Source organism: Phormidesmis sp. 146-20, assembly GCF_052939475.1.
The window spans coordinates 39,213-62,413 of sequence record NZ_JBJPHT010000040.1 but is presented as its reverse complement, the minus strand read 5'-3'; the positions used below and the strand labels follow the sequence as shown (position 1 = coordinate 62,413).

Sequence of the window (23,201 nt, the reverse complement as noted above, 5' to 3'; positions counted from 1 at the left end):
ACCTCTATCTCAACCAAAAGCCTAAAGCCTCTTTCTAAATCCTGGAATGAGGCTTTAGGCTTGATCGCTTTCCTGATGTCTATAGCAATCATTGTAGCATTTGAAATAATCCACGTCGCGTAAAGTTAGAGACAACAGCTTTTGTTCTCGCTGCACTTGTTGCCGTAGAGAAGTGACACGAAAAGGCATGGTATGACGCGGTTGCATCCTTGTATGTGCGATCTCTTCGAGTTACCCGCAAGGGGTCGCTCCAGATCCTGACAGTAAAACCTGGCTTAATGAATCCCGCTTTCTGATCTTGGGATACTCCACTGGGCAAAGACTGCTTCTTGTCGTTCACTGCGATCGCGACAGTAATATTCGGATCATCAGCGCCCGTCCTGCAACCCCATCAGAGAGGCAAAACTATGAACGAGGAACCTAGACACAACGCCAGTGAGGGCGCGATCGCAGACGATGGAATGTTGAATGAGTAAGACTTCAGCCAAGCCGTTTGAGGGAATCCTTATCGACATTTGAGCCAAGCCCCGATCAAAACTAACACCAGCGAAGGTAACCAGGAGATTCAAATCAAAACGGTTGAACTGTTTGCTGCCGGTGCAGCGAGTAGTTGGTGCAGGGTCTGGTGTCTCGAAAATGGCATCGTTGGGCAGGGACACACTCAGCACACCGCAATTCAAAAGCTCAAAGCAGCGATCAACTCAGGTCTAATGGTCTAATGGTCTATGTACTTCTCCAAAGAAGCTGACAACTTATGCCTCTTCCCCCCGGAAAAACTGGGTTACCTTTGATTGGCGAAACGCTGCAATTCGTCCTTGATCCTAACTTTGTGCAGAAACGCTATCAGCAGTATGGGCCAATTTTCAAAAGCCATATTATCGGTAGACCGACTGTGTTTATGGTGGGTGCTGAGGCGGTTGAATTTTTGCTGTCGAGTCACTTTGATCACTTTTCGTGGCGAGAAGGCTGGCCCGATACGTTTAAGAGTTTGCTGGGTCGATCGCTCTTTGTGCAAGAAGGCGAAGAACACCGTCGCAATCGAAAACTGATCATGCCAGCTTTTCATGGAGCAGCACTGGCGCGATACTTTTGTAGCATGGATGACATCACTCAGCGCTATCTACAAAAATGGGAGCAGCAACAAGAATTCATATGGTACGACGAATTCAAAAAGCTCACCTTTGATATCGCCAGCCAAATCTTTTTGGGAACCAATCCAGGAAAGGAAAGCGATCGCCTCAGTCAGCTTTTTACGACACTAACGAATGGCTTATTTAGCTTAAGCAATCTGCCAGGAAGTTCTCTCAGAAAGGGACTCGCCGCTCGTCAGAAATTGCTCGACCATCTAACCACTGTCATCGAACAGCGCAGATCTAACCCCACCGATGACGCGCTTAGTTTGTTGATCGGAGCGATCGACGAAGACGGAAACCGTTTGACGCTAGAAGAAATTCGCGATCAGGCAATGCTGCTGTTGTTTGCAGGTCACGAAACCACCACCTCGATGCTGACCTGGTTTTGTCTAGAGCTTGGTCGCCATCCCGAAGTTTTGCAACAAGCCAGAGACGAGCAGCCACCAGGAAATGTGACCGTTGAGCAGATCAGCAAAATGCCCTACCTGGATCAGGTTTTTAATGAAATCGAACGGCTGCATCCTCCTGTAGGCGGCGGGTTTCGAGGTGTGATCAAACCCTTTGAATTTAACGGCTATCACGTCCCGGCTGGCTGGCTGGCGCAATATTCGATTCTGTTGACTCACCGTTTGCCAGATCTGTATCCTGACCCAGAACAATTTAACCCCGATCGCTTTTACAACACCAAACAAAAGCCCTTTAGTCTAATCGGGTTTGGAGGCGGTTCGCGTATTTGTATCGGACTTGCCTTTGCCAAACTTGAAATGAAACTCGTCGCCGCTCACCTCTTGCGAAATTATCACTGGAAACTATCGCCCAATCAGAGTCTCAAAGCGGTGCTGATTCCCACTCGTCGCCCCAAAGATGGACTCAAGGTGAAATTTGAGCGATTGGGCTGAAGATCCCACACAAACTACTGGCCATGGGGAGAAGGTTCTCTGAGGCGCTGCTGGATGGTGTCACGGCGGGCTTGAGCGATCGTCTGATAAATCTTCTTACGAGCCAGATTGACGCTGCCTAGGGGTTCGTGATCGGGCAGCGTGTGCCACGGTGAAAAAGACAGCCCTTCGTCTAACCGCTTTCGCTCCTCAAAGTCAAACACCTGACTGGGAATTCTCAACGTCGCCACCTTTAAGTAGGGCGCATCTTCAGCTTTCCATTCTTGCATGGGGTCTTCGATCGGCGTTTTCTCCTCATCCACAAATCGTTGTACCAAGAAGTCAAACTGAGCATCTTGCTCACTCAGATGGGCGACCATTGCCTCGCGCAAGTAGTTTTCCGAATCGGGTATCGTGCCGCCTGTGTCTGAAGTGTGAGGTTTTACAGAGAATTTGATCGCTTGGTTACCGAGCTTATAGGGGGTTGTACTCCAATATTCAATGTGGAGCGGATTTGTAACCGTCTTGCTGCCAATCTGCTGCAAAATTGCAAATGTGGGCTGCATTGCTTTGGCCACTTCGGGATCGGTGCTGGCTCTGGCTAGATCAATGTAACCTTGAACATTTCGCACAAAAAAAACGGGATGATTTAACAGGATAAAGTCCTGCGTTTTTTCTTCATCGTCCAGAACTTTTTCGCCTTCGACATTCATCAGTTTGATAGCCAAACCGCGGGCATCGGGTTCGCGATCGCTCTTCAGTTTGCCCCGTTTTTCAGGCTCCGATCCGTTAGAAAATCGCACCCACGCGGGATAGGTTTGAGCGTTGGCAAAAATCCCGACTTTGAGCGAGTCTGGTAGCGTTTCTGTCACTGTAAATTCTCCCCAGACGCAGCCGTGACTTTTGGAGTGAACTTGCCGCAGGTCAGGCCCTTTTTCTTGCTGTGCTTTTAGATTGGCTGCCAACACTGCGTCGGTCATGACGGATTCAGAGGTCGGATCGCTCATCATCTTTTTCCTCAAGTGAATGGGGTTAAACGCGCAGATTATCGATTTTTGCCAGGGTTCCTCCAAAGGCAAAGTCCTGTACCATCGGGCTTTTGAGAAAATCGTGGGGAAACCCTAGCTCGATCGCGCTGACTTGATTCAATCGTTGGAGCTGTTCTGATGTTAGCTGAAACTCGGTGCAGGCGAGATTTTCTTTAAGCTGATCAAGCTTGCGCGACCCGACGATCGGAATCACTCCCAACTTTTGCTGAATCAGCCAATTTAACGCTACTTGTGAAGGGGTTCGCCCGATCGCTTCGGCGATGTGAATCACTTCTTGGGCAATGCTCAAATCGCGCTCGCTCACCGGAGAAGACATATTGGGATTGCTTAAGCGTCCGTCGGCAGGTTCGGGTTTGTTGTATTTGCCTGTTAAAAGTCCGCCCGCTAAAGGACTCCAAGCCGTCACGCCAATATCAAACGCCTGCGCCATTGGCAGCAAGTCGCGTTCGGGTGTGCGTTCTTTGAGGGAATATTCGATTTGCAGTCCGATAAAGGGAGTCCAGCCGCGCAGATTCGCGATCGTGTTGGCTTGAGAAATAATCCACGCAGGCGTATCCGAAATGCCAATGTAAAAAATCTTGCCCGATCGCACCAGATCATCAAAGGCACGCATCACTTCTTCGACGGGCGTTGTGGAATCCCAGGCATGTAGCCAGAGTAGGTCAATGTGTTCGGTATTTAGGCGTTTGAGACTCGCTTCGACGGCTTGCACCATGTTCTTGCGGTGATTGCCAACGGCGTTCATTCCAGCGTTGCCCATATTGAGCGAATACTTGGTCGCGACGACCCATTTTTCACGATCGCTGGCGATAAATTCACCGACATATTTTTCGCTCGTGCCATTCGTGTACAGGTTAGCGGTATCGATAAAATTGCCGCCCGCTTCGCCAAAGGCATCAAACATTTTTCGACTTTCTTCATACGAGCCGCCCCACCCCCAATCTTCACCAAACGTCATCGTGCCGAGACAGAGTTCAGAAACTCGTAAACCACTGTGTCCCAAAAGTTTGTATCGCATCGTGACCTCTAAAGTAATGAGTTTAGGAATGAATCAGACTACATGAGCAATAAACCACCATCAACTGGTAAAACAACGCCAGTCGTATAAGGATTTGTCATCAGATAAATAACACTTTGAGCAATGTCTTCCGCCGTCCCGACTCGACCCACTGGAAGCGACTGCTGCATAGACGTGAGCATAGAATTGTAATCGGCTTCGGGAAGGCTATCCCACACGGCAGTATCGACGACACCAGGAGCCACGACATTTACACGAATGGGAGCCAACTCAACCGCCAGCGATCGTCCCAGGGTGGCGATCGCTCCATTTACTGCGGCCAAAACCGCCATTCCCTCTTTTGCTGGCTTGAAGGCAGACACCCCCGAAAAGAAAGTGATCGAGCCAGTCGATGAGAGTTTGGGAGCGGCGGATCTGGCTGCGTAGAAGTGGCCCCAAAATTTATCAAAACTGCGCTGTGCTTGCTCGGTGGTCAACTCAGTCAATCGTCCTCGACGGTCAAGTTCGTTAGCGGCCGCTGTAATCACCAGATGATCGAGGGTGCCAATCTGAGTAAATAATTGGACCACCTCAGATTCCTGAGTCATATCGACTGCAAAGCTTTCGACATTGCCGAGAACGGTCGCTTTTGCCTGATTGAGCGTTTCTGACGATCGGCTACACATGACCAGGTTTGCGCCTTCACGGGCGACCGCATGAGAGACGGCCAGCCCAATTCCAGAACTCGCCCCAATGACCACCACTTTTTGATTTGCAAGAGACACAGGCATTCCTCACGGAGACGTTTGGAGCCATTCTACAAAGGATCGAGCAGAAGCAGGTTTAGCTGCCGTAGGGGTTGCTCAGGCGATCGACGAAGACATTGTGACTGACGGGGTAGCGACCCGGATCTTTGCGGGGTTCTGCGGCAAATCCAACCGGGATGACGACGGCGATCGCGATGTTGGGCTGGTCGGCTGCCCCGATCACCGCTTTGACCTGATCTTCGACCCAACCGTTCATAAAGCAGGTCGCCAACCCGTAACTTTGGGCTGCCAGAACGAGATGCGTTGCAGCGATCATGGCATCTTTGACGGCGTACTCTCGGTTCTTTTCGCCCAGGGCGGACTGAAACTGTGGGATCGCGTCTTGCAGATATTCCACCGCTTGAGGAGTCAGGTTTCCGAGTTGAACCGCCGTTTCGTAGAAAGCTGTCCGGTCTTCTTTCCAGGCATCCGAGTCAGCAGCAAACACAAAGGTGACAGGGGCTTGGGTGATTTGAGGTTGTCCCCAACAGGCGGCACTCAGGGCGGCTTTTTGAGCCTCATCTTGCACCAACACAATTCGCCAACTTTGTAGATTAAAACTACTCGGAGCGGCGATCGTCAGGTCTACCAGTTGATGCAGTAGGGCTAGAGGAATTTCGTCTGGCTTAAAGTTTTTGATGGCTCGACGCTGAACGATCGCGGCCGCCACATCAAGCGGGCCGGATTGAGAAGTGGGAAGGTTCATGAGTTGCTCCAGGGGATTGTGAGTTGAAACTGACTGATAGATGCGATCGGGTCTACACAAGTATTAATTCACAATTTTAGATAACCTGCCAAAGAAAATTAGCTGACCAACTGGGTAACTTTAGCTTGCAGCATCGCCACCTGGGGGTCACGTTGAATGGCCCGATAAAGCTGTCGCGCTCCCAGAGTGCCTGTTTGAGACGGTTGCAGGAGCGATCGGGCTTCGTCGATCAGTTGGTTGGCTTGGGCGATCGTCATCGGTTCTTTGGCGCTGGTGGCTTCGTCGATTTTGACGATCAGTTGCGAAATGGGACGCAGCCAATTAAACCATTCATGCTCGGTTACAAGCTGAAAAAATTCGACGTTGGTTTTGATGCGCCCGTGAAACTGTTCATAGACAACCCGCTCTGAGTCGAGCAGTGCTTTGTGAAGGTGCAGCATTGCCAGACGCAGTTCTCGGAGTCGTTGGAAGGGTAAATCAAGCGATGAAGGAGTTGAAGACATCAGACTGTGTTGCCCGCAAAAACTTTCTTCATCTTGTCATAAATTTTTAAGCGTCAGCTTCTCCAAATGCTCTGATTTGTCTGGAAAACCGACCAGCAGCGCAGTCTCTTGTCTGACAAACAACGGGCGTTTGAGCAACATGGCATCTTGAGCAAAAGCGGCGATCCACTGGTCATCTGTCCAGGTTTGTTTGTCGTCTGCGACCCCTTGCGGGTAACTCGAAGAGATCGCTCGATAAGATTGCCCAGAGGTATTTCTCATGGGTTTGCTGCCGAGGGTTTGTACCCAGTTTGTGATTTGTGCTCGATCGGGTGGATGATTTTTGGTGTTGATAAATTCAAATGCGATCTCATTTTCTTGCAGCCATTTAAGTGCTCTTTTGCAGGTGTTGCAAGTCGGAATTCCGTAAACTTTCAGGGTCATGAGTTCGTGTGAATGGATGATTTTCAACAAGGGTCGAAGATTGAATTAAACCGGGCGAATGAATTTGCAATTAGAACAGAATCCGCCTCCGCAGGTTAAAGCATTCTCTCAGAGTCGTTCTCAGGATGGTGAATTCAATAAATCCAGAAGTTCAATCAATTTGCGGCTATCAGCACGAAACCTACCAAGTTAAAGCGCTTTTCTGGTCTGTGAGGGCAGACTTCGTTTTGGTGAGCGGTTTTATTTGAAGGAACTTGCGAAGCTAATCGCCCGCTTGAGTGACTGTCAACTGCCCATCTTGAACTCTGAGCACCCGATCGGCTCGTCGCGCAATGTCAGGATTGTGGGTGGCCATTACCAACGTCTTATTGGTCGCACGAACCAGATCTAGCAGAATCTCTAAAACGCGCTGTCCGGTTTCTTCGTCGAGGTTTCCGGTGGGTTCGTCAGCCAGCACCAAAAGGGGACTGTGCGCCAAAGCACGCGCGATCGCCACCCGCTGTTGTTGTCCACCAGAAAGTTTGTCTGGAAAGGTGTCTTTGCGATCGGCGAGTTCGACCTGTTCTAAAAGCTTCATCGCTGACTGTTGAGCGACCTGCGACGATCGCCCCGCTAATTCTTGAGGCAGCGTTACATTCTCTAAGACGGTCAGCGTCGGAATGAGATTGAAGAATTGAAACACAAAGCCGATTTGGTCTCGACGTAAAAGAGTGCGCGATCGTTCGTCTAGCTCAGTCACCGAAACACCATTCACTTTGACAACTCCTGACGACGGCTGATCGATGCCGCTAATCAGGTTGAGCAGAGTGCTTTTACCACTCCCACTGTGACCCAGCAGCACCACAAATTCTCCCGGCTCAAAGGTGAAACTAACCTGATTGAGAACCGTCCTTTGCATCTCCCCTTCTTGAAAGGTTTTGCTGAGATTCTCGATTTGCACCAGAGCGCCTCCGGTGGGCGTAGAAAATTCTGATGATGAAGAGGACTTTGACCCCGATTTCACTGTCATGTTAGCGTTCCACTGATTAAACCTTCATAAATCTTAAACAAATTTGGTCAGTTCGATCGCGCCTTCTTGAGTCCATCTCGATTTGGGAGCCGTCGATCGCGGATCTCAGCTTAGAATAGGAATTCCCCTTATCTCGATCTCGCCGTGATCCAGCAAATTGAGCCATCTGTCAGCCACAAGCCATTAGTCGGCGCATCCCTTGCAGAACTGACCGATTGGGTGCAGCACCATCAACAACCCGCTTATCGATCGCGGCAGCTTCACCAGTGGATTTATCAAAAAGGGGCGCGATCGCTGACGGAGATTTCTGTGTTTCCCAAACAGTGGCGCGAAAATTTGGCGGAGTATGCGATCGGGCGCTCCAAGATTCACTATCAGGCAAAGGCGCTTGACGGCACGATCAAATTTTTGCTGCAACTGCGCGACGGGCAAATTGTCGAAACCGTGGGCATCCCGACTGAGAAGCGGCTGACGGTCTGTGTGTCGTCGCAGGTGGGCTGTCCGATGGCGTGTGATTTTTGTGCGACGGGCAAGGGCGGCTTTACGCGCAATCTAGAACGTCACGAAATTGTTGATCAAGTGCTGACGGTGCAAGAAGTGTTTCAGCAGCGAGTTAGCAACGTTGTATTTATGGGCATGGGCGAACCGTTGCTCAACAGCGACAATGTTTTGGGTGCGGTTAAATCGATTAATGAAGACATTGGCATCGGTCAGCGACTGATCACCATCTCCACAGTCGGCATTCCCGGTAAAATCCAACGACTCGCCGACCATCACCTGCAAGCGACCCTTGCTGTCAGTCTTCATGCCTCCAATCAAGCGCTACGCGAACAGTTGATTCCCAGTGCCCGCCAATATCCGCTAGAAGCGCTCCTCGACGAATGCCGCGAATATGTCAAAATCACCGGGCGGCGCGTCACGTTTGAATACATTCTGTTAGCCGGATTGAATGACTGCGAAGACCATGCGATCGAGCTTGCCAATCACCTTCGAGGCTTCCAGAGTCACGTCAATTTGATTCCTTACAATCCGATCAGTGAAGTTGACTATCAAAAACCGGATCAGCGTCGCATCCAAACCTTCGTCAATGCGCTCAAAAATCGACATGTTGCGGTGAGTGTGCGGCGGCCCCGTGGATTAGAAGCAGACGCAGCCTGTGGGCAGTTGAGAGCCTCCAAGACGGGCGGTTAGAGTCGTCGCTAGTCTCCCAGAATTGGCGGCTTGGAAGTCAGAAGTGCCTGGTAACGAAGCGAAACCCCTTTGTCGAACTGACGCTCAATAGGCGATCGAGTCCTCAATTAAGGAAGATTGCACTTGGCTCACCATAGAATTTTCACCCTCTGGCATAACGGCACCGCGCAGATGAGCCTGAGTTAGGTTTGCATCCTTGAGATTGGTATCACTCAAATTAGCATTCGTTAAGTTTGCCTTAGTTAAATTGGTTTCGGTTAAGTTTGTCCCGGTCAAAATGGCATTTGTGAGATTTGCTCGACTTAAATTGGTGCGAGTCAAATTTGCTTTGGTGAGGTTTGCTCCAGTCAAATTAACGCCACTCAAATTTAGATTTCTCAGATTTGCGGCCATCAAATTCAGGTCTTTAAAGTCTCGTTGTCCGGCGTGATATCGACTCAAGAATTCTTTGGTATTCATAGGAAATTGGGGATGAGGAATGCAGGATGAATTTTGATTCGCGAATCAGATTTTAGAGCCGCCCTTTTGACCATCACCTAATAGCGAAACTTCCGCTTACGTTGTTTGTGCATGGCGAGGGTTTTGCGTTTTCGCTTCTCGATCGGAGTCTCAAAATGTCGATGTTTTCGCATGTCTGGAAAGATGCCTGCTTTAGAAACTTCTCGTTTGAATCGGCGTAACACGGACTCAATCCCTTCACTTTCACCAGGAGTCACTTGGGTCATCCGATTTCCTCATTAAGTTGGCTGATCCGGGTAAGAGGGCACGAATCAAAATCCGAAATCTAACCTCTCCCATCTCCATAAAAAAAGGGCAGACTCTTCGTCCACCCCCAAGACTTTAGAGTAGAGTGCTCTTGGTCTTAATCCTTAATAACGACGAGAAGAACCACCTTTGTTGCCCCAGCTTCCGCCACCTGAAGATCCTCTTTCTTCGCGGGGTTTGGCTTTGTTGACTTTGAGATCGCGACCCATCCATTCAGCGCCATCGAGGGCTTCGATCGCTGCGGTTTCTTCGGCCTCGGTGCCCATTTCTACAAATGCAAAGCCGCGCAGACGACCCGTTTCACGATCGGTGGGAAGCTGTACACGTTTGACATCGCCATACTCAGCAAAAGTCCGCGTGAGATCGTCTTGAGTGACCTCATAAGAAAGGTTACCAACGTAAATAGACATGGAGTATCTCCAGAATCAGTGAATGTAGAGAGTAGATTCGGAGAAACGCTTAAAAAACGGATTACACGGCCGAAAATAATTCCTAACCAACAATCTAACACAAGATTAGGGATCATACGGTTGATAAACTAGATGTAATAAAAGTAAACGTCTCTCATTTTGTCATTTAACGCTTGATTGAATTGCTGTGAAATACTATCGCCAACACTCCAATGCCTTTCCGGTTGCTTACTTGAATGATCTTCGTGGAGAAATTTCAGCTTGTCCTTATTTTGCACTTAACAATTTGAATCGTGATTTTGTCAATACAAAGGGATTTTCTGTGGTATTTCAACAGTCTGGAAAAGAAAAAGTTGAGCGAATGTTTCCCTTTTTCAAACTTTATTTAGACCTGGCGCTTCAGCCCGATTGCAATGCGTTTTATCTCAATCCGTTGCTTCTCAAAGAAGGGTCACGGGTCGATCCTCATATCGATCGCTCCCTACGGTCTTATTGCAAGACAATTCTGCCCCCTGCGATCGTCAGCGTTCTTTATGTGCAGGTAGTTTCAGACTTGCAGGGCGGAGAATTGATCTTACGAAATCACAAGCAACAAGTTGGGCAGATCAAACCTCAAGTCAATCAGCTTGTCCATTTTCAGGGCGACTTAACTCACTCGGTCAATGCGGTCAAATCTACCGGAACTCGGCTCAGTCTGGTTTGCGAACAGTACTGCTTGAGTGATACCGAACTGCAAGAAATCCCCGAATTCACAGTGGAGTCAAGAGTTGTGGGAAAGCGAGCGCCTGCTGGTATCTCAAAGCGATCGAAGTCTGAGCCATAAACATTTCAGAACAATAGACAGAGGGACGGACTCTTTCTTTCATCCCTCATCCCTCATCCCTCATCCCTCATCCCTCATCCCTCACCGCCGCGCATAAATCCCAGGGGCGTAAGCCTCGATCACTTTGCCCGTCTTCGCGCAGGTGATCATCAAATAATCACAAGTGGGGCACTGAGTACGGGTCAGGTGATTACTTTCGAGGTGGTGACGCTCGGCGTGACTGCCACAATTTGGACACCGAACTGTTTGTACCGTTTGCATTTTAAACCTCAGCAATTTTCAAAAAGTTGAACTTGAGAAAGACGATTTCACCCAAAAATGACCCGTCTGAATTGTCAAAAACAAAAAATGTATCTAAAACTACTGAGTCAGGCGACTTTCGTGAAAGTTTATTCTGTGTTGACCTCTTTATTATGATAAGTATTTATGCCTTATGTCAGCAATGTTTATATTAATTTTAAGATTGAAGAATCCTGGGGATCACCTATCAATAGAGTGATCCCCGAATTTATAGTCTTATGATCGCTTCTCAGAATCCACTGACTAAAAAACAGTTATTTAGAGAATTTCTCAATCTTTAACGGAAAGAATACCTACAAATACTTACTTTTAGAATCTAAAAGTCTTTAATATTACTCAGTGTATAAATCTTAAATAGAGTTAATACGCTCAGAACTGAGTAAACTTTTTGACTCATTAAGTTTAACGATCGCTCAAAGTTGGCGGCTGAGTTTCGATGACAACTTCCTGAATTCCTGGCACTTTGACCAGTTGGGTGACGACCAGTTTTGCTCGATCGTTAGCTCGTTGTAGCACTCCATCGGTCACAGCCGCCGCCTGAATTTTTTTGAGCGCTTCCTTCTGGGCCAGGTCTTGCAGCACAGGCGCGACATCCGGCCCCAACCCCAAAACTCCCCGGTTGTAGTCGTAAACTTTGGAGCGATTTACGTCAATTTTGCTGTCTAACACACGAGGCGGCGGTAATCTTAACTTCAACCTTTGCCCCACAACCTGCACATCTTCAGGCTTTAAAGCACTCAAATCTACGCCCGCCCGCACCTCTCCGTAAGCAATGTAGAGAAGTTTTGTCGTCCCCACTACAAAGCCGCCCACTGTCGCATCCTGCTGTGTTGGCACAACTGCTTCCATTGTGAAGACCGCGGTCGTCAACTCGCTGGCATCTCGAATCTGCTGAATAACAACCGATCGCGCTTCTACCTTCGGCTCAGGCTGAGGATTGCTAAACAGCGTGCCCACTCTACTAAAGAACTGATCGCCTGATCGCAAAACGCCGATCGCGGTCATCGTCCCCACAACCAGCAGGCTACCCGCCACAATCAGCCCCAGATTTTTGAATCGCACAAATCCTTGAGTGCCCCGTTTCTGGCGATCTTTTTGCCGCATTCTCTCGTGCCTCTTACGCCAATCACAGGGCATTGTAACTGTTTAGGCTGAGATTTAGTGTCAAGTGGAGATGTAGAATTTGGTGGAGATTAAGCAATGGACGCTAGACCTTGGACGCTAGAAGACGTTAGAAACTTTGAGGCTGTTTGGTTTAATATCCAGAGTCCCAAGCCCAAATCAAAGCCTTCTAGCTATCACAATTCTTCATCGGGTCGCCACACTCGAATGCCGTCACTGCCACTACTGACGATCGTTCGCCCTCCTAGCCCAAACTCGACCGATACGCTACTGTGCCAAGAGCCTCGTAGAATACCAGAGAGTTGTTCGTTGTCGAGCTGCCAGAGTTGCACGGTTCCACCCGTTCCGGTGGCCAGCGTCACGCCATCAGGACTCAATGCCAGATCAGATGCGCCCGAAGAGAACGTGTGTGTCAGGTCTCCCGATCTGACATCCCACTGCTTGATGCGACTGCTGGCTGTTAGTAACGCTTCGCCATCAGGGGTAAAGAGTAGCGCTGTCAAATCACCTGAATTGAGGGTGTGCAAAAGTTTTTGAGTTTTTAGCTGCCAGATTTGAGTTTTGCGATTTCCGATCGCGAGTTGGGTTCCGTTGGGGCTGTAGGCGATCGCGGTCACGGGCTGATCTCCCAGACTATCGATCCATTGGCGAGTTTCTACATCCCAAAACTGTACGCCCATCCGACTATAGGAGCCATCCGCCCATTTAGAAAGTCGGCTGCCCGTCGCTAGTGTGCGACCATCGGGACTAAAAGTGAGACAAGTGACGCGCCCAGTGTAGAAGGTCGCCAAAAGTGCGCCCGTTTTGAGGCTCCACAACTTGACGCTGCGATCGAGGCTGGCGCTCGCCAAAATTTGACCATCGGGACTAAACGCGATCGCGCTCACCCAATCTTTGTGCCCTTTGAGCGTGGTAAACCGTTCGGTTTGCAAATCCCATAGATAGATGGTCGATTCGCTGGTGCTGGCCAAAAGCTTGCCATTGGGACTGGTGGCGATCGCCGTGGTTTTCTGACTAAAGAGTAGTTTAGGTTGTCGATAACAGAGAATTCCCGCTTCGTAGGCAGAGACACAGACGCTTTGGGGCAGACGGGCAGCAATACTTTGACCCAACAGGAAATAGGAAACCGTCAAAACTGCGATCGTTGCAACGACTCCTAAAATCAGCCACCCACGTCTTTTAAGCACGTCTGTCTGTATTTCTCAATAAAAGAACCTGAATCTGAGCGATCGCCCCCGTATCTAGAGGATGGACGCTTTCTCAAAAAACCATCAATGGTAATCGATCGTTTTGCGCTTCCCAAAGTTAACCGATTTGCTGCAAAAATAAGCCTCTGTCACGGGTCAGATTATGTCACTTTGGCCAATGTTATATTTATATAAAATTATTCAAAAAACTACGTGAAGAAAGCAGGAATATTGACGGCGAGTGCTTTATTCTGCGCGACTTATTTGAGCGTTGCTCTCGTTAATCTGGGGTTAGATAAGTTTCACTACATTTTGGCGGGTGGAAAGAAATTTGCGACTTTTTCGAGCCTGGCCAACCAAATTGAGATCGGAGGCACCTATCTTGTGCTGGCGGTTCTCTATCTAATCTGGTTGTTTGACGACTCGCGATCGACGGCCCCCTCTCATTTCTTCACCCTATTGCGAAAGGCAGCCACTTTTCTTTTACTTGCTTTTATCGCTTATCCGCTGGGGAATGATGTCTATCTTTACCTCCATGCGGGGCTGATGAATCTGAGTCATGCCAACCCATTTTTGGTGAGGGCTGGGGTGTTTGTATCCGAATTGTCTCCCTTTGTGGATTGGGGACAAACTTCGACCTATGGGCCTGTTTCTCAGTTCTTTTTTACACTATCGGCCGCAGTTTTATCGCTCGATCCGATTCTCAGCGTTTACAGCTTCAAAGCGATCTGTTTGGGATTTCATATTCTCAACGGCTACTTAATTTGGCGATCGTTGCCGATGAATTCTCAAGGAAATTTGAGCCGCGATAAAGTCACGATCGCTTACTTAATCAACCCCCTATTGTTGATGGAGCAGATTGCTTCTGCACACGTAGATGTTTTGGTGTCTACGAGTCTAATTGTGTTAGCAGTCAGTCTGCTGCGACAGCACTATTGGGGAAGCTTTGTGGCATTGTGGGCGGGCTTTCTCTCCAAAACCATTCCATTAGTTTGGATGCCTCTGGTAGCTGTTTTTTTGATTCGTCAGCGTCGTTGGCAAGCCTTAATTAACGCAATAGTGTTCTCAATAGTCTTGATCGCCTTGTTATCGGTAACTGCCTTTCCTGAAATTCAAGCCTGGAGCAGTTTGCTTAATCCGGGTGTCGCTGGCCAATATCAGTCGTCGCTGCATACGATCGCTAAGTTTGGGCTAGATCTCGTGAGAATTTTTTCTCCTGAAACGCTGACGCTTGCCCAACAGCAGGTTATTCTTCTGGGAGTTGTCCGGGTGACTCTCGCAGGATTTGCGGGGTTTTATGCCTGGATACTTTGGCGAAGTTGCCGACGCTGGGAGGACACACCGCTGCATCTAACCGAGGATATTGGCTGGGTCACGCTCGTTTTGTTGTTGTTCGCTACGCCCTGGTTGATGCCTTGGTATGCCTCGATCGTGTTGACGATTGCTGCTCTGATTCCTGCTGCTCGCCTGTTTGGGTTGACGAGTCTGGCGTTTGGGCTTTCGAGTAGCGCTCAATACTTACTACAAGGGCACGCCAGTTTGAAGGGATTGGTGTCGATCGGCATTCCTATTACGGTGCTTATTTTAGGAGTCAACCTGCTCAAAAGTGCAAGCCAAAGTCGATACCCGTCTGAGCAAGGGGCGATCGTCAAAATTAGCAATCACTAAGTTTTCCTCAAGGAACCTCACAGAAGATCAAAGCTATTTTCTGAAGCGATCATTCTGCATCCAAATTGGTGAATATCGCTATCCCTTTTGAGTTGTGAAAATTGGCGTTGCTGCCCTCTATCAATGGCTAAGAGCGAGTCACTAAAAACGGACTATTTCAAAATTCTCACAACTGATTTAGGACGGCTATATCTCATTTTCTACGAATAGCGATCGTATAAGACGGTCTTTGTTTGGCTTCACGCTGCGTTTTCACTAGGCGAAAGTCGTGATCTACATAAAGATGTTCAAACTTTGGCGTTGCCAGGTAAGTCTTTTCAAACTTTTTGACCGTGGTTTTGTCTAAGTTTTCTAACTTCAGCGTTTCAGGAAGTTCTGTTTTTTGATTGCTTAGACGAGACTCGACAACCGTGTTAAACCACTCTTCAGCTTTCTCGATTGTCAAAGGCGCTTCTCTTCGTTTGAAAGCCTGCTCGATTCCCACATTTTGGATGTACCATTCCCCTTCTCTAACCTCAAACTTTTGCAGCACCATAAAGTCGTAAGCCGCTAGAAAAGAAGAGAATCGATTGAGCAATTTGACTTGATGACCTGGCGCATAGCGAGCAATGTTGCCATAGTAGCCCCGGTTGCCAAAAATCTGATAAGAAGCGTCGTGAATGCGACCTGGCAAAGCATCATGAAAGGGAATGGTTGACCAGTAGGGAGTCCACACGCCCAACACGACGGGGATTTGTTCGGCAGCGATCGGGTAAGGATTTCTTTGGCTCAATTCCTCAAAATAAGGAGACAATTCGTTTTTGTGAAACAGAACTTTCTCGTTTAAGGGGTCAGCATCTCGGTCGTGTGTGAGCGCTAAAATTTCGTTTTTTAACTCCTCAGTTGTCAAACGATTTAGTCTACTTGCATCTACCAAAATCCCAGTCATATTTTGCGCTCCACAAGTGAAAGATTGAGGGCAGAATCAACCTACACGAACTGATTCATTCCTTAATCTGAATGTAGTGTGCTCAAGCTAGTTTTCGCTCTATCAAGAGTCACGTCAGGTATGCTTTGGCAGTCTACTTTAAGAGATGTTTCAATCGACAAAACCTATGCCTTTTGGGGGAAGCAATGGGATTTTAGCTTGAGTTTCAAAAGTGCTTCAATCTAGAAATCCCCGCTTTACTTGAGTAGACGAGGAGTGGGCTTGATGTGCGATGATCGACAAGCTTTAGGTCTAATTTCCCTGCACAGTTAATCGATAGTTGCGTCGGTTACCGGATTCGACCGAGCCGACCCAAACTCGATAAGTGCCTGGCTGCCAATCCGTATCTTCAAGGTGGGCATCTTTACTATCAGAATCACTGCTACAGCGGATAGTGTTATTAGGGCCAGAAACGACGATCGTGGTGTCATTTCCTCCATTGTTAATACTCAACTTCAGTCGAGAAAAAGGCTGTTGTAATACCAATGTGTGATCCGGTTTGGGGTCAGCAAATCCCAGGCATGTATTATTATTACGATCGCGATTGCTGACGATCGCAGGCAGCGAAGTTGAGCCTCCTGTAGAGCCTGACAAAACTCCCGATCGAGTTTCGGAATTGAGTGTTAGAGTGCCAAAATTTGCGGGTTGTGCCCCAACAGGAACGGCTCCCAAAGCAACGAGTCCTGCTAAGATACTGCTCCACTTAAATCGATTTTTAGCCAAATTTATCATCATCAACTATCTCACACACTAAAAGTTTTACAAATTGCTTGAATGGTCTATTGAGGTGGGCTTTTTGCCCGTACTTTTTTCTGAACTTAGCTATTTTTAGTTTACTGCTCTTAACAGTTCTATCCGCGTTTATTTCACATAGAAATAATATAAATACTACGCAAAGTAGAAAATAGCTCCGGAGAAACTACTTAGCGTTCAGAGTTAAACCAGCTTGAGCAAATGAGCATTAAAAACGAAGGGTTGCTACAACTAAAAAGACCTCTGACTGATCATCAGACACCTTTGGTGTTTTGATGCGATCTATGATCAAAGTCATTCTTCAGCAAAACAAGAACGATGCCTTTAGTCGGTTTAGTTGTGGTTCTCTTGGCAGGATTGTCGCTTGCTCAAATTTTGGTTCTAGTTCCCTTAGAATTTGTTTTTGCGCTAAAAGTTCCCCTTTGGCTAACAGGATTGGGAATTTTGATCGGATTCGCCTGGTGCTTTGGTGAGTAAAAGAGTGCTTTGGAGGGACGATCGAGCTTGAAATCGAAAGGTCTGCCGAAAGACGGCTACCTGGATAGTTGAACTTACGACTGCTAAAAACTATCCCAGGTAGGCTTGTCTAATGCGATCGTTGCTCAACAAGTCTTCAGCGCACCCTGATAGGGTGATGCAGCCAGCTTCTAACACATAACCTCGATCAGCGATTTGTAGCGCGAGATTAGCATTTTGTTCGACTAAGAGAATCGTCATTCCCGTGGTTCTTAGGTTTTGAATGATAGAGAAAATTTCTCGCACGATCGCTGGGGCCAATCCTAAACTCGGTTCATCTAAAAGCAACAGCTTAGGACGACTCATCAGGGCACGAGCGATCGCCAACATCTGCTGTTCTCCGCCGCTCAAGGTGCCTGCAAGCTGATTTTTGCGCTCGGCTAATCGTGGAAACTGTAAAAACTGCTGCTCAATGTCTGACTTGATGCCCAGGCGATCGGCTCGACTATAAGCCCCTAACTCCAAGTTATCCAACACCGTTTGACGAGTCAAAACCCTTCGCCCTTCTGGACTGTGAGCAATTCCTAGTTTGACGACTTCGTGAGGCTGCCGCCGCGTAATTTCTTGACGGTGATAGAGAATGCTGCCCTGACGCGGGTTGACGACGCGCGAAATGGCTCTCAGTGTGGTGCTTTTTCCAGCTCCATTTGCGCCAAGTAGCGTGACCACTTCTCCAGGGTAGATGGTCAGATCGATCGCTTGCAGTGCTTGAATTGCGCCATACCAAACGCTCAGGTTTTGAATCTCTAAAAGCGGCAGATTTTCCATCCGTTCATCCTCCCAGATAAGCCTCGATCACTGCCGGATCGTGCTTGACCTCCGCCGGATCGCCCAGCGCAATGAGTTGCCCAAAATCGAGAACCGCAATGCGATCGCACAGCCCCATCACCAGCGGCACATGATGCTCGATCAGCAAGATTGTCAAATCAAACTGATCCCGAATCGTGCGAATAAAGTCACTCAACTGTTGCTTTTCGGGCGGATTCATTCCCGCAGCAGGTTCGTCGAGCAGCAAGACGGAGGGTTCTAGCGCCAAAGCACGGGCGATTTCTAGCCGACGCTGATCGCCATAGGGAAAATTGCAGGCTTTTTCTTGGGCACGATCGCTCAGTCCGACTAGATTCAACAATTCGCTGGCTCGCGATCGCGTTTGCTGTTCTTCTCGCGGCCCAGGTGACAGCCCCAATACCCCTCGAAAAAGTCCGCTTTGGGTGTGAATATGTCGAGCAATCATGACATTTTCTAGAGCCGACAGGTCTGAGAATAAGCGAATATTTTGAAAGGTTCTGGCCACTCCTTTTTGGGCGATCTGATGGGGTCGCAGGCGAGAAATATCGGTTCCTTGATAAAGCATTTGTCCACTAGATGGCTCAACCAGCCCCGTCACCAGATTAAACAACGTCGTTTTGCCCGCGCCATTGGGGCCAATGAGTCCGAAAATTTCGCCTGTGTTAACGCTAAAAGAAACTTGATTAACCGCGACTAATCCCCCAAAGCGACGAGTCAAGGCTTTTGCTTGTAAAACTGGATGAGGCGATCGGGCAGCAATAGAGTGAGACATTGGTGAATTCTAACCTTGAAAGGATTGTCTCAAAGATCGACAACCTGCGATCGACGAATCTTTCTAGCATTCGCACAAATACAGCAGGTTTTAAGTCTGTGCAATCAAGCGGGCGGCTCCTCGGTTCGGAAGATAGCGGCTCAATTTGAGGTCACTAAAGCTTTTGTGCAGAAGATGCTCAAACAACAAGTCGAAGGACATCTCAACCCAAGGAAGCAAGGGGGAGGGATGAAGCGTGAGTTAGCAGGCTGTGAGGCTCAGTTAGCCTTGATCGTGGAGCAACACCCGGATGCGACCCTATCAGAATACTGCGAATATTGGGGGCAGACCCAGCAACAATATAAACCTGAAATCTGCTGTAATTCTTGATCAATCAACTGTACACAAGTAGTAAAGCCACATATCTGTATTAGAAGACAACTCAGTTTCACAAGTAATTTCTAGACAACTTTGCCAGGAATAAATTTGCACATTGCTAAAGTCTATTTCTAGTTGAGTGATCTGTGCTTGAGGTCTAATGTAGTAAGTATTGAGGCGAAAGTTGTGAGATTCGTCTTTGATGATTGCATGGGTCGCAGTCTTGAGTTGATCAAGCTCGATCGACCGATTAAAAAAGCGTAGTAGAGCCAACATCACTAGATTGACATAGGTAGCCAAAGGATTGAATTTAATTCGATTTCTCCAATTAAATTCTGGTTCAATTCCATTGAGATTGTGGCTTGAGAAGAAGAAATAGGCTCCTGGCTTACCGACTCTGCTAACTTCTCGGAAAATTGTCAAGCGATCGCTCTGTGAAACATAATCAATTCCATTAAAGCTAAACAAAATAAAGTCAAATGAGTTATCTGCAAATTGACTCATATTTCTAGCATCGCAAACCTCAAATTTCAAAGACTGAGGAGAAGCTGAAAAGCGTTTTTGGCAAGCTTTAACCATCTCTGTGGAGTAGTCAATGCCAACATAGTCTCTTACAAGTTGAGAGAAGTGTTGAGTGGTACGTCCCCCACCTACTCCGATGTCTAGCATCTTCATCGTTGACAGTTGATCTTTCAGCAAATCTAGAATCATTTGTTCGGCAGGCTGGAGCAAATTCAACTGAGTGTAATATTGCACGATGCTACGATCGCCATAGATTTCTCGATTACTTTCACCAACCTGATGAGCCTTATTTAATCGATCGCCGTCATCTTTCTGCATATCATTTTGCAAAGGCAAAGACCCAACAGAGGCTTAAAATGCTGCTGTTCAATGTCTAATGTTCAATGTCTAACAGTTAATTCCCACGCTCTGCTATTTCGTCTCCATCCAGTTTTGTCCCGCACGAATTTCTACCAATAGCGGCACACTTAATTGCACAGCGTCTTCCATTGTGGATTTGATCTGAGGCTCTAAGCTTTTCCAGTCGTCGGGGTGGATTTCAAACACAAGTTCGTCATGCACTTGCAGCAACAGATTTGCCTCATAATCTTTTAGCAATTCGTGCAAGCGGATCATAGCAATCTTGATAATGTCAGCACTGGAGCCTTGAATAGGAGCGTTGGCGGCGGCTCGTAATAATCCCGCATCAAACTGATCGCGTAGTTTAAGTTTATTTAACTCGATCGCATCGGGCTTTCGACCGCGCAGTTTTTGTAATGACTCGCTGGCAAACCTGAAGTAGCGTCGTCGTCCCAAAATCGTCTCGACATAGCCATTGGCGATCGCTTCTCGCTGCATTTGTTGTAAGTAGGCAAACACACGGGAATAGCGATCGTTAAACCGTTCGATAAATTCTTTGGCAACCGAGGGCGACACGCCTGCTTCTCGTGCAAACCGCTGAGAACCCATGCCGTAAATTACCCCGAAGTTAATGATTTTTGCAAGACGGCGTTCTTCAGAACTGATCTCTTCTTTGTCGAGCAATAGTCGAGCCGTCAGCGTATGAACGTCTTGATTGTTCCGGTAAGTTTCTAATAGGACGGGTTCTTGACTCAGGTGAGCGAGAATTCTCAACTCGATTTGTGAATAGTCTGCCGCCACCATCAGCCAGCCGTCTTGCGGAATAAACGCCTTGCGAATCTGACGACTAAACGCCGTGCGAATGGGAATATTTTGCAGGTTGGGATTAGAGGAAGACAGCCGCCCTGTTGAAGTCGCCGTTTGGTTAAAGTCTGTGTGAACTCGATGTGTATCGGGTCGAACCAGCGTCGGCAAAGCGTCTACATAAGTCGATTTCAGCTTTGAGAGCGTGCGATGTTCTAAAATCAAATCGACGACGGGATGGTCGCCCTGTAGCTTCTCAAGCGTTGCCGCATCGGTGGAATAGCCTGTTTTAATTTTGCGTGATTTTTTGCGATCGAGTCCCAGGCGATCGAACAGCAATTCACTCAGTTGTTTGGGCGATCCGAGGCTAAATTTCTCCTCCGCAAACTCATAAGCACGTTGCTCAAGGCTGTGTAAATCCTGCTCCAGATTTTTCGAGAATTCTTTGAGATACGCCTGATCAATTCGCACACCGCACGCTTCCGTTTCTGCCAACACAGGTTCTAACGGTTGCTCAACTTCCAATAACAAGCGATGCAGTTGAGGAAGGGCCTGTAGCTCCGATCGCAGCTTTGGCACGAGATGAAACGTCGTATACACATCCAATCCGCAATAGATGGCGACTTTGGAAACCGGAATATCCGCGATCGTTTGTCCCTTAGACACCAGATCTTCGTAGTCTTGAGATTGGGTACTGAGATAGCGCTGACTCAAATCGCTCAGTTTGTGGCTACTTTCGGGATTGATCACATAGCTGGCCAACATCGTGTCAAAGACGACCCCTTCTAGATGAATAGACTGAAAGCGCAAAACAAGGCGATCGAACTTGGCATTTTGCAACACTTTGGGATATTGACTCCCTTCCAAAATCGGACGCAGCGCTTCGAGGGTCGTGGTTTTATCGAGATTGCCGCCCGACGTGTGCCCCAGAGGAATGTAAGCAACCGAGTCAAACTGATCTGCCCAACAGCAGCCAATTCCCACCAAATCAGCATCTCGCGGCTCTAGCGAATTTGTCTCAGTGTCCCAGGCGACCGGAATTTCTGGATTGGTACAGGTTTGCAGAATTTCGATCAGGTCAGCCAGTTTTTCGGGCGTGTCAATGATCTGAGGTGAAATCGTGACCGCCTCGATCTTTTCGGCATTTTCGGTATCTTCGGCGCTAAAGAACCACAGATCGTCACTCTCAAATCGAGGAACATTAGCAGACGGCTGATCCGGCTCGGCAACAGGCTTGTCTTCCACAAATTCGCCGCTCAACTGTTGTTGCCATTTTTTAACCCGATTGAGAAAAGATTTGAACTCTAATTTCTCGAAAAGAGGTAACACAACCGCTTCATCAAACCCGTGTAGCTGGCAGGATTTGAGATCAATCTCCAACGGCACATCGAGATGAATTTGCGCCATCCATTGCGAGTGTCGAGCGTCTTCAATTCCGGTTTCCAGTTTCTTCTTGACGGCTCCTTTGATCTCGTCGATCGACGCATACACATTTTCCAGCGTTCCGTAGGTCGTCAAAAGCTGCACGGCCGTCTTTTCGCCAATCCCTTTTACGCCGGGAATATTGTCCGACGGGTCGCCACACAGCGCCTTAAAGTCCACCACCTGAGACGGCAAAACGCCCAACTTGTCTTTAACCTGCGCGATGCCAAACTCTCGTGGCGGCTGAGTTCCCTTGCCGTAGACCGTACTCATATAGAGCACTTTCACCTGTTCTTCGGGATCGATGAGTTGAAACAGATCGCGATCGCCACTCAAAATTTTGACTTGAAAGCCTTCCTGCTTGGCCTTGCGAGTCAGCGTCCCAATCACATCATCAGCCTCATATCCCGGCGTGACGACGATCGGCAGATTCATCGCCTTGAGCAATTCCTGAAGGTTTTCCAGGTCAGGCATAAAGTCTTCGGGCGCTTCGGGTCGGCCGGCTTTGTAGGTATCATCGGCATCGTGGCGAAAGGTCGCTCCCCCCAAATCGAAGGCGATCGCTAGATAATCGGGGCGTTCGAGGTCGATCGTTTCGAGCAGCGCTTTGAGAAACCCATAAGAGACGCTAGTCGGAATCCCAGTCGAAGTCCGAAGTCCGCCATCTCGACCTTTGGCAAACGCGAAATAAGAGCGAAAGGCCAGGGAGTGACCATCAACAAGAACAATTTTGGGAGAAGTGGCAGTCAAGGGAAAGGCTCGGCAGGGGACAGATTCTATTTTAGCGAAGAGCGTCCGGGGGAATCGGGGGATTGAAGAAGACGTCAGACGGTGAACAGAGAGCGTTGAAGGTCAAATATTACACATTGAACCTTAGACCTTAAACTAAAATTTGCTCTGTCCAAAGTCCAAGATCCGGCGTTGCTGATTGAAGGGATGAATCTGTGGGAAGTGTCCATCTTTTCGCTCCCTAAATCCCCAATTTTGGGG

28 protein-coding genes are annotated in these 23,201 nt (G+C 48.2%); 8 read left to right on the top strand and 20 right to left on the bottom strand.

Translation table 11 applies throughout. The features are described from left to right. Window positions 1-54: 54 nt before the first annotated feature. Window positions 55-207 (bottom strand): diguanylate cyclase domain-containing protein, encoded by a 153-nt coding sequence (locus ACKFKH_RS24420; protein ID WP_446860973.1) that lies wholly within the window; start codon window positions 205-207, stop codon window positions 55-57. Between ACKFKH_RS24420 and ACKFKH_RS24415 the strand changes: the two genes are divergently transcribed. The 3 genes from ACKFKH_RS24415 to ACKFKH_RS24405 all read left to right on the top strand — a co-directional run bounded on the left by ACKFKH_RS24415 (window position 206) and on the right by ACKFKH_RS24405 (window position 2,032). Next, window positions 206-424 carry a BrnT family toxin gene (locus tag ACKFKH_RS24415; RefSeq protein ID WP_446860974.1) on the top strand — a complete coding sequence of 73 codons (219 nt, stop codon included), beginning with the start codon at window positions 206-208 and terminating at the stop codon, window positions 422-424. The genes ACKFKH_RS24420 and ACKFKH_RS24415 overlap by 2 nt on opposite strands. A 91-nt stretch (window positions 425-515) precedes the next feature. Beyond that, window positions 516-719: a hypothetical protein gene (locus ACKFKH_RS24410; protein WP_446860972.1), complete on the top strand. Its 204-nt coding sequence runs from the start codon at window positions 516-518 to the stop codon at window positions 717-719. Window positions 720-754: 35 nt separating this feature from the next. Continuing rightward, window positions 755-2,032: a cytochrome P450 gene (locus ACKFKH_RS24405; protein WP_446860971.1), complete on the top strand. Its 1,278-nt coding sequence runs from the start codon at window positions 755-757 to the stop codon at window positions 2,030-2,032. Window positions 2,033-2,046: 14 nt separating this feature from the next. Here ACKFKH_RS24405 and ACKFKH_RS24400 read toward each other — a convergent pair whose 3' ends face one another. The 7 genes from ACKFKH_RS24400 to ACKFKH_RS24370 all read right to left on the bottom strand — a co-directional run bounded on the left by ACKFKH_RS24400 (window position 2,047) and on the right by ACKFKH_RS24370 (window position 7,504). After that, window positions 2,047-3,018, bottom strand: a complete 972-nt coding sequence (locus ACKFKH_RS24400; RefSeq protein WP_446860970.1) for a catalase family protein — start codon at window positions 3,016-3,018, stop codon at window positions 2,047-2,049. A gap of 25 nt (window positions 3,019-3,043) precedes the next feature. Then, complete coding sequence (locus ACKFKH_RS24395) at window positions 3,044-4,078, bottom strand: aldo/keto reductase (RefSeq protein WP_446860969.1); 1,035 nt, start codon at window positions 4,076-4,078, stop codon at window positions 3,044-3,046. A gap of 38 nt (window positions 4,079-4,116) precedes the next feature. Then, window positions 4,117-4,842 carry an SDR family oxidoreductase gene (locus ACKFKH_RS24390; protein WP_446860968.1) on the bottom strand — a complete coding sequence of 242 codons (726 nt, stop codon included), beginning with the start codon at window positions 4,840-4,842 and terminating at the stop codon, window positions 4,117-4,119. Window positions 4,843-4,900: 58 nt separating this feature from the next. Continuing rightward, entirely contained in the window at window positions 4,901-5,569 is a 669-nt protein-coding gene (locus ACKFKH_RS24385) for a nitroreductase family protein (RefSeq protein WP_446860967.1), read from the bottom strand. Between the two features lie 98 nt (window positions 5,570-5,667). Beyond that, on the bottom strand, window positions 5,668-6,072 hold the full coding sequence (locus ACKFKH_RS24380) for a hypothetical protein (protein WP_446860966.1): 405 nt from the start codon (window positions 6,070-6,072) through the stop codon (window positions 5,668-5,670). A gap of 36 nt (window positions 6,073-6,108) precedes the next feature. Continuing rightward, entirely contained in the window at window positions 6,109-6,495 is a 387-nt protein-coding gene (locus ACKFKH_RS24375; protein WP_446860965.1) for a Spx/MgsR family RNA polymerase-binding regulatory protein, read from the bottom strand. 262 nt (window positions 6,496-6,757) lie between these two features. After that, window positions 6,758-7,504 carry an ABC transporter ATP-binding protein gene (locus tag ACKFKH_RS24370; RefSeq protein WP_446860964.1) on the bottom strand — a complete coding sequence of 249 codons (747 nt, stop codon included), beginning with the start codon at window positions 7,502-7,504 and terminating at the stop codon, window positions 6,758-6,760. A gap of 144 nt (window positions 7,505-7,648) precedes the next feature. Between ACKFKH_RS24370 and rlmN the strand changes: the two genes are divergently transcribed. Further along, on the top strand, window positions 7,649-8,695 hold the full coding sequence (gene rlmN / locus ACKFKH_RS24365; RefSeq protein WP_446860963.1) for a 23S rRNA (adenine(2503)-C(2))-methyltransferase RlmN: 1,047 nt from the start codon (window positions 7,649-7,651) through the stop codon (window positions 8,693-8,695). 84 nt (window positions 8,696-8,779) lie between these two features. Here rlmN and ACKFKH_RS24360 read toward each other — a convergent pair whose 3' ends face one another. The 3 genes from ACKFKH_RS24360 to ACKFKH_RS24350 all read right to left on the bottom strand — a co-directional run bounded on the left by ACKFKH_RS24360 (window position 8,780) and on the right by ACKFKH_RS24350 (window position 9,870). Further along, window positions 8,780-9,154, bottom strand: coding sequence for a pentapeptide repeat-containing protein (locus ACKFKH_RS24360; protein ID WP_446860962.1), 375 nt, complete (start codon window positions 9,152-9,154; stop codon window positions 8,780-8,782). A gap of 77 nt (window positions 9,155-9,231) precedes the next feature. Further along, window positions 9,232-9,420, bottom strand: a complete 189-nt coding sequence (rpsU, locus tag ACKFKH_RS24355; RefSeq protein WP_446860961.1) for a 30S ribosomal protein S21 — start codon at window positions 9,418-9,420, stop codon at window positions 9,232-9,234. 144 nt (window positions 9,421-9,564) lie between these two features. Then, window positions 9,565-9,870 (bottom strand): RNA recognition motif domain-containing protein, encoded by a 306-nt coding sequence (locus ACKFKH_RS24350; RefSeq protein WP_446860960.1) that lies wholly within the window; start codon window positions 9,868-9,870, stop codon window positions 9,565-9,567. 187 nt (window positions 9,871-10,057) lie between these two features. Here ACKFKH_RS24350 and ACKFKH_RS24345 point away from each other — a divergent pair, with 187 nt between their 5' ends. Then, window positions 10,058-10,693 carry a 2OG-Fe(II) oxygenase gene (locus ACKFKH_RS24345; protein ID WP_446860959.1) on the top strand — a complete coding sequence of 212 codons (636 nt, stop codon included), beginning with the start codon at window positions 10,058-10,060 and terminating at the stop codon, window positions 10,691-10,693. 81 nt (window positions 10,694-10,774) lie between these two features. Here the strand turns inward: ACKFKH_RS24345 and ACKFKH_RS24340 are convergent, their stop codons facing one another. The 3 genes from ACKFKH_RS24340 to ACKFKH_RS24330 form a co-directional block, all read right to left on the bottom strand. Beyond that, window positions 10,775-10,954: a replication restart DNA helicase PriA gene (locus tag ACKFKH_RS24340; RefSeq protein WP_446860958.1), complete on the bottom strand. Its 180-nt coding sequence runs from the start codon at window positions 10,952-10,954 to the stop codon at window positions 10,775-10,777. Between the two features lie 441 nt (window positions 10,955-11,395). Then, window positions 11,396-12,097 carry a DUF4230 domain-containing protein gene (locus ACKFKH_RS24335; RefSeq protein ID WP_446860957.1) on the bottom strand — a complete coding sequence of 234 codons (702 nt, stop codon included), beginning with the start codon at window positions 12,095-12,097 and terminating at the stop codon, window positions 11,396-11,398. 194 nt (window positions 12,098-12,291) lie between these two features. Next, window positions 12,292-13,302, bottom strand: a complete 1,011-nt coding sequence (locus ACKFKH_RS24330) for a WD40 repeat domain-containing protein (RefSeq protein WP_446860956.1) — start codon at window positions 13,300-13,302, stop codon at window positions 12,292-12,294. A gap of 213 nt (window positions 13,303-13,515) precedes the next feature. Between ACKFKH_RS24330 and ACKFKH_RS24325 the strand changes: the two genes are divergently transcribed. After that, window positions 13,516-14,970 (top strand): hypothetical protein, encoded by a 1,455-nt coding sequence (locus tag ACKFKH_RS24325; protein ID WP_446860955.1) that lies wholly within the window; start codon window positions 13,516-13,518, stop codon window positions 14,968-14,970. 193 nt (window positions 14,971-15,163) lie between these two features. On the opposite strand, the gene ACKFKH_RS24320 is transcribed toward ACKFKH_RS24325, so the two are convergent. Beyond that, window positions 15,164-15,898 (bottom strand): hypothetical protein, encoded by a 735-nt coding sequence (locus ACKFKH_RS24320; protein WP_446860954.1) that lies wholly within the window; start codon window positions 15,896-15,898, stop codon window positions 15,164-15,166. Window positions 15,899-16,189: 291 nt separating this feature from the next. Beyond that, window positions 16,190-16,672, bottom strand: a complete 483-nt coding sequence (locus ACKFKH_RS24315) for a hypothetical protein (protein ID WP_446860953.1) — start codon at window positions 16,670-16,672, stop codon at window positions 16,190-16,192. Window positions 16,673-17,008: 336 nt separating this feature from the next. Between ACKFKH_RS24315 and ACKFKH_RS24310 the strand changes: the two genes are divergently transcribed. Then, on the top strand, window positions 17,009-17,167 hold the full coding sequence (locus ACKFKH_RS24310) for a hypothetical protein (protein ID WP_446860952.1): 159 nt from the start codon (window positions 17,009-17,011) through the stop codon (window positions 17,165-17,167). 90 nt (window positions 17,168-17,257) lie between these two features. On the opposite strand, the gene ACKFKH_RS24305 is transcribed toward ACKFKH_RS24310, so the two are convergent. Then, on the bottom strand, window positions 17,258-17,974 hold the full coding sequence (locus ACKFKH_RS24305; protein ID WP_446860951.1) for an ABC transporter ATP-binding protein: 717 nt from the start codon (window positions 17,972-17,974) through the stop codon (window positions 17,258-17,260). 4 nt (window positions 17,975-17,978) lie between these two features. Beyond that, on the bottom strand, window positions 17,979-18,767 hold the full coding sequence (locus ACKFKH_RS24300; protein ID WP_446860950.1) for an ABC transporter ATP-binding protein: 789 nt from the start codon (window positions 18,765-18,767) through the stop codon (window positions 17,979-17,981). 24 nt (window positions 18,768-18,791) lie between these two features. On the opposite strand from ACKFKH_RS24300, the gene ACKFKH_RS24295 reads away from it, so the two are divergent. Further along, window positions 18,792-19,136: a hypothetical protein gene (locus ACKFKH_RS24295; RefSeq protein WP_446860949.1), complete on the top strand. Its 345-nt coding sequence runs from the start codon at window positions 18,792-18,794 to the stop codon at window positions 19,134-19,136. On the opposite strand, the gene ACKFKH_RS24290 is transcribed toward ACKFKH_RS24295, so the two are convergent. Then, a complete protein-coding gene (locus ACKFKH_RS24290) occupies window positions 19,137-19,964 on the bottom strand; it encodes a class I SAM-dependent methyltransferase (RefSeq protein WP_446860948.1) in 828 nt (275 codons plus the stop codon). Between the two features lie 93 nt (window positions 19,965-20,057). Beyond that, window positions 20,058-22,961 (bottom strand): DNA polymerase I, encoded by a 2,904-nt coding sequence (polA, locus tag ACKFKH_RS24285; protein WP_446860947.1) that lies wholly within the window; start codon window positions 22,959-22,961, stop codon window positions 20,058-20,060. Between the last annotated feature and the right edge of the window lie 240 nt (window positions 22,962-23,201).

Excerpts from the sequence above, each read along its gene's own strand:
- ACKFKH_RS24310 (WP_446860952.1), top strand. The coding sequence starts at position 17,009 with ATGCCTTTAGTCGGTTTAGTTGTGGTTCTCTTGGCAGGATTGTCGCTT.
- ACKFKH_RS24315 (WP_446860953.1), bottom strand. The coding sequence starts at position 16,672 with ATGATGATAAATTTGGCTAAAAATCGATTTAAGTGGAGCAGTATCTTA.
- ACKFKH_RS24360 (WP_446860962.1), bottom strand. The coding sequence starts at position 9,154 with ATGAATACCAAAGAATTCTTGAGTCGATATCACGCCGGACAACGAGAC.
- ACKFKH_RS24400 (WP_446860970.1), bottom strand. The coding sequence starts at position 3,018 with ATGAGCGATCCGACCTCTGAATCCGTCATGACCGACGCAGTGTTGGCA.
- ACKFKH_RS24320 (WP_446860954.1), bottom strand. The coding sequence starts at position 15,898 with ATGACTGGGATTTTGGTAGATGCAAGTAGACTAAATCGTTTGACAACT.
- ACKFKH_RS24290 (WP_446860948.1), bottom strand. The coding sequence starts at position 19,964 with ATGCAGAAAGATGACGGCGATCGATTAAATAAGGCTCATCAGGTTGGT.
- ACKFKH_RS24380 (WP_446860966.1), bottom strand. The coding sequence starts at position 6,072 with ATGTCTTCAACTCCTTCATCGCTTGATTTACCCTTCCAACGACTCCGA.
- ACKFKH_RS24370 (WP_446860964.1), bottom strand. The coding sequence starts at position 7,504 with ATGACAGTGAAATCGGGGTCAAAGTCCTCTTCATCATCAGAATTTTCT.
- rpsU (WP_446860961.1), bottom strand. The coding sequence starts at position 9,420 with ATGACCCAAGTGACTCCTGGTGAAAGTGAAGGGATTGAGTCCGTGTTA.
- ACKFKH_RS24335 (WP_446860957.1), bottom strand. The coding sequence starts at position 12,097 with ATGCGGCAAAAAGATCGCCAGAAACGGGGCACTCAAGGATTTGTGCGA.
- ACKFKH_RS24420 (WP_446860973.1), bottom strand. The coding sequence starts at position 207 with ATGCAACCGCGTCATACCATGCCTTTTCGTGTCACTTCTCTACGGCAA.
- ACKFKH_RS24395 (WP_446860969.1), bottom strand. The coding sequence starts at position 4,078 with ATGCGATACAAACTTTTGGGACACAGTGGTTTACGAGTTTCTGAACTC.
- ACKFKH_RS24375 (WP_446860965.1), bottom strand. The coding sequence starts at position 6,495 with ATGACCCTGAAAGTTTACGGAATTCCGACTTGCAACACCTGCAAAAGA.
- ACKFKH_RS24340 (WP_446860958.1), bottom strand. The coding sequence starts at position 10,954 with ATGCAAACGGTACAAACAGTTCGGTGTCCAAATTGTGGCAGTCACGCC.
- ACKFKH_RS24385 (WP_446860967.1), bottom strand. The coding sequence starts at position 5,569 with ATGAACCTTCCCACTTCTCAATCCGGCCCGCTTGATGTGGCGGCCGCG.
- ACKFKH_RS24300 (WP_446860950.1), bottom strand. The coding sequence starts at position 18,767 with ATGTCTCACTCTATTGCTGCCCGATCGCCTCATCCAGTTTTACAAGCA.
- ACKFKH_RS24405 (WP_446860971.1), top strand. The coding sequence starts at position 755 with ATGCCTCTTCCCCCCGGAAAAACTGGGTTACCTTTGATTGGCGAAACG.
- ACKFKH_RS24305 (WP_446860951.1), bottom strand. The coding sequence starts at position 17,974 with ATGGAAAATCTGCCGCTTTTAGAGATTCAAAACCTGAGCGTTTGGTAT.
- ACKFKH_RS24350 (WP_446860960.1), bottom strand. The coding sequence starts at position 9,870 with ATGTCTATTTACGTTGGTAACCTTTCTTATGAGGTCACTCAAGACGAT.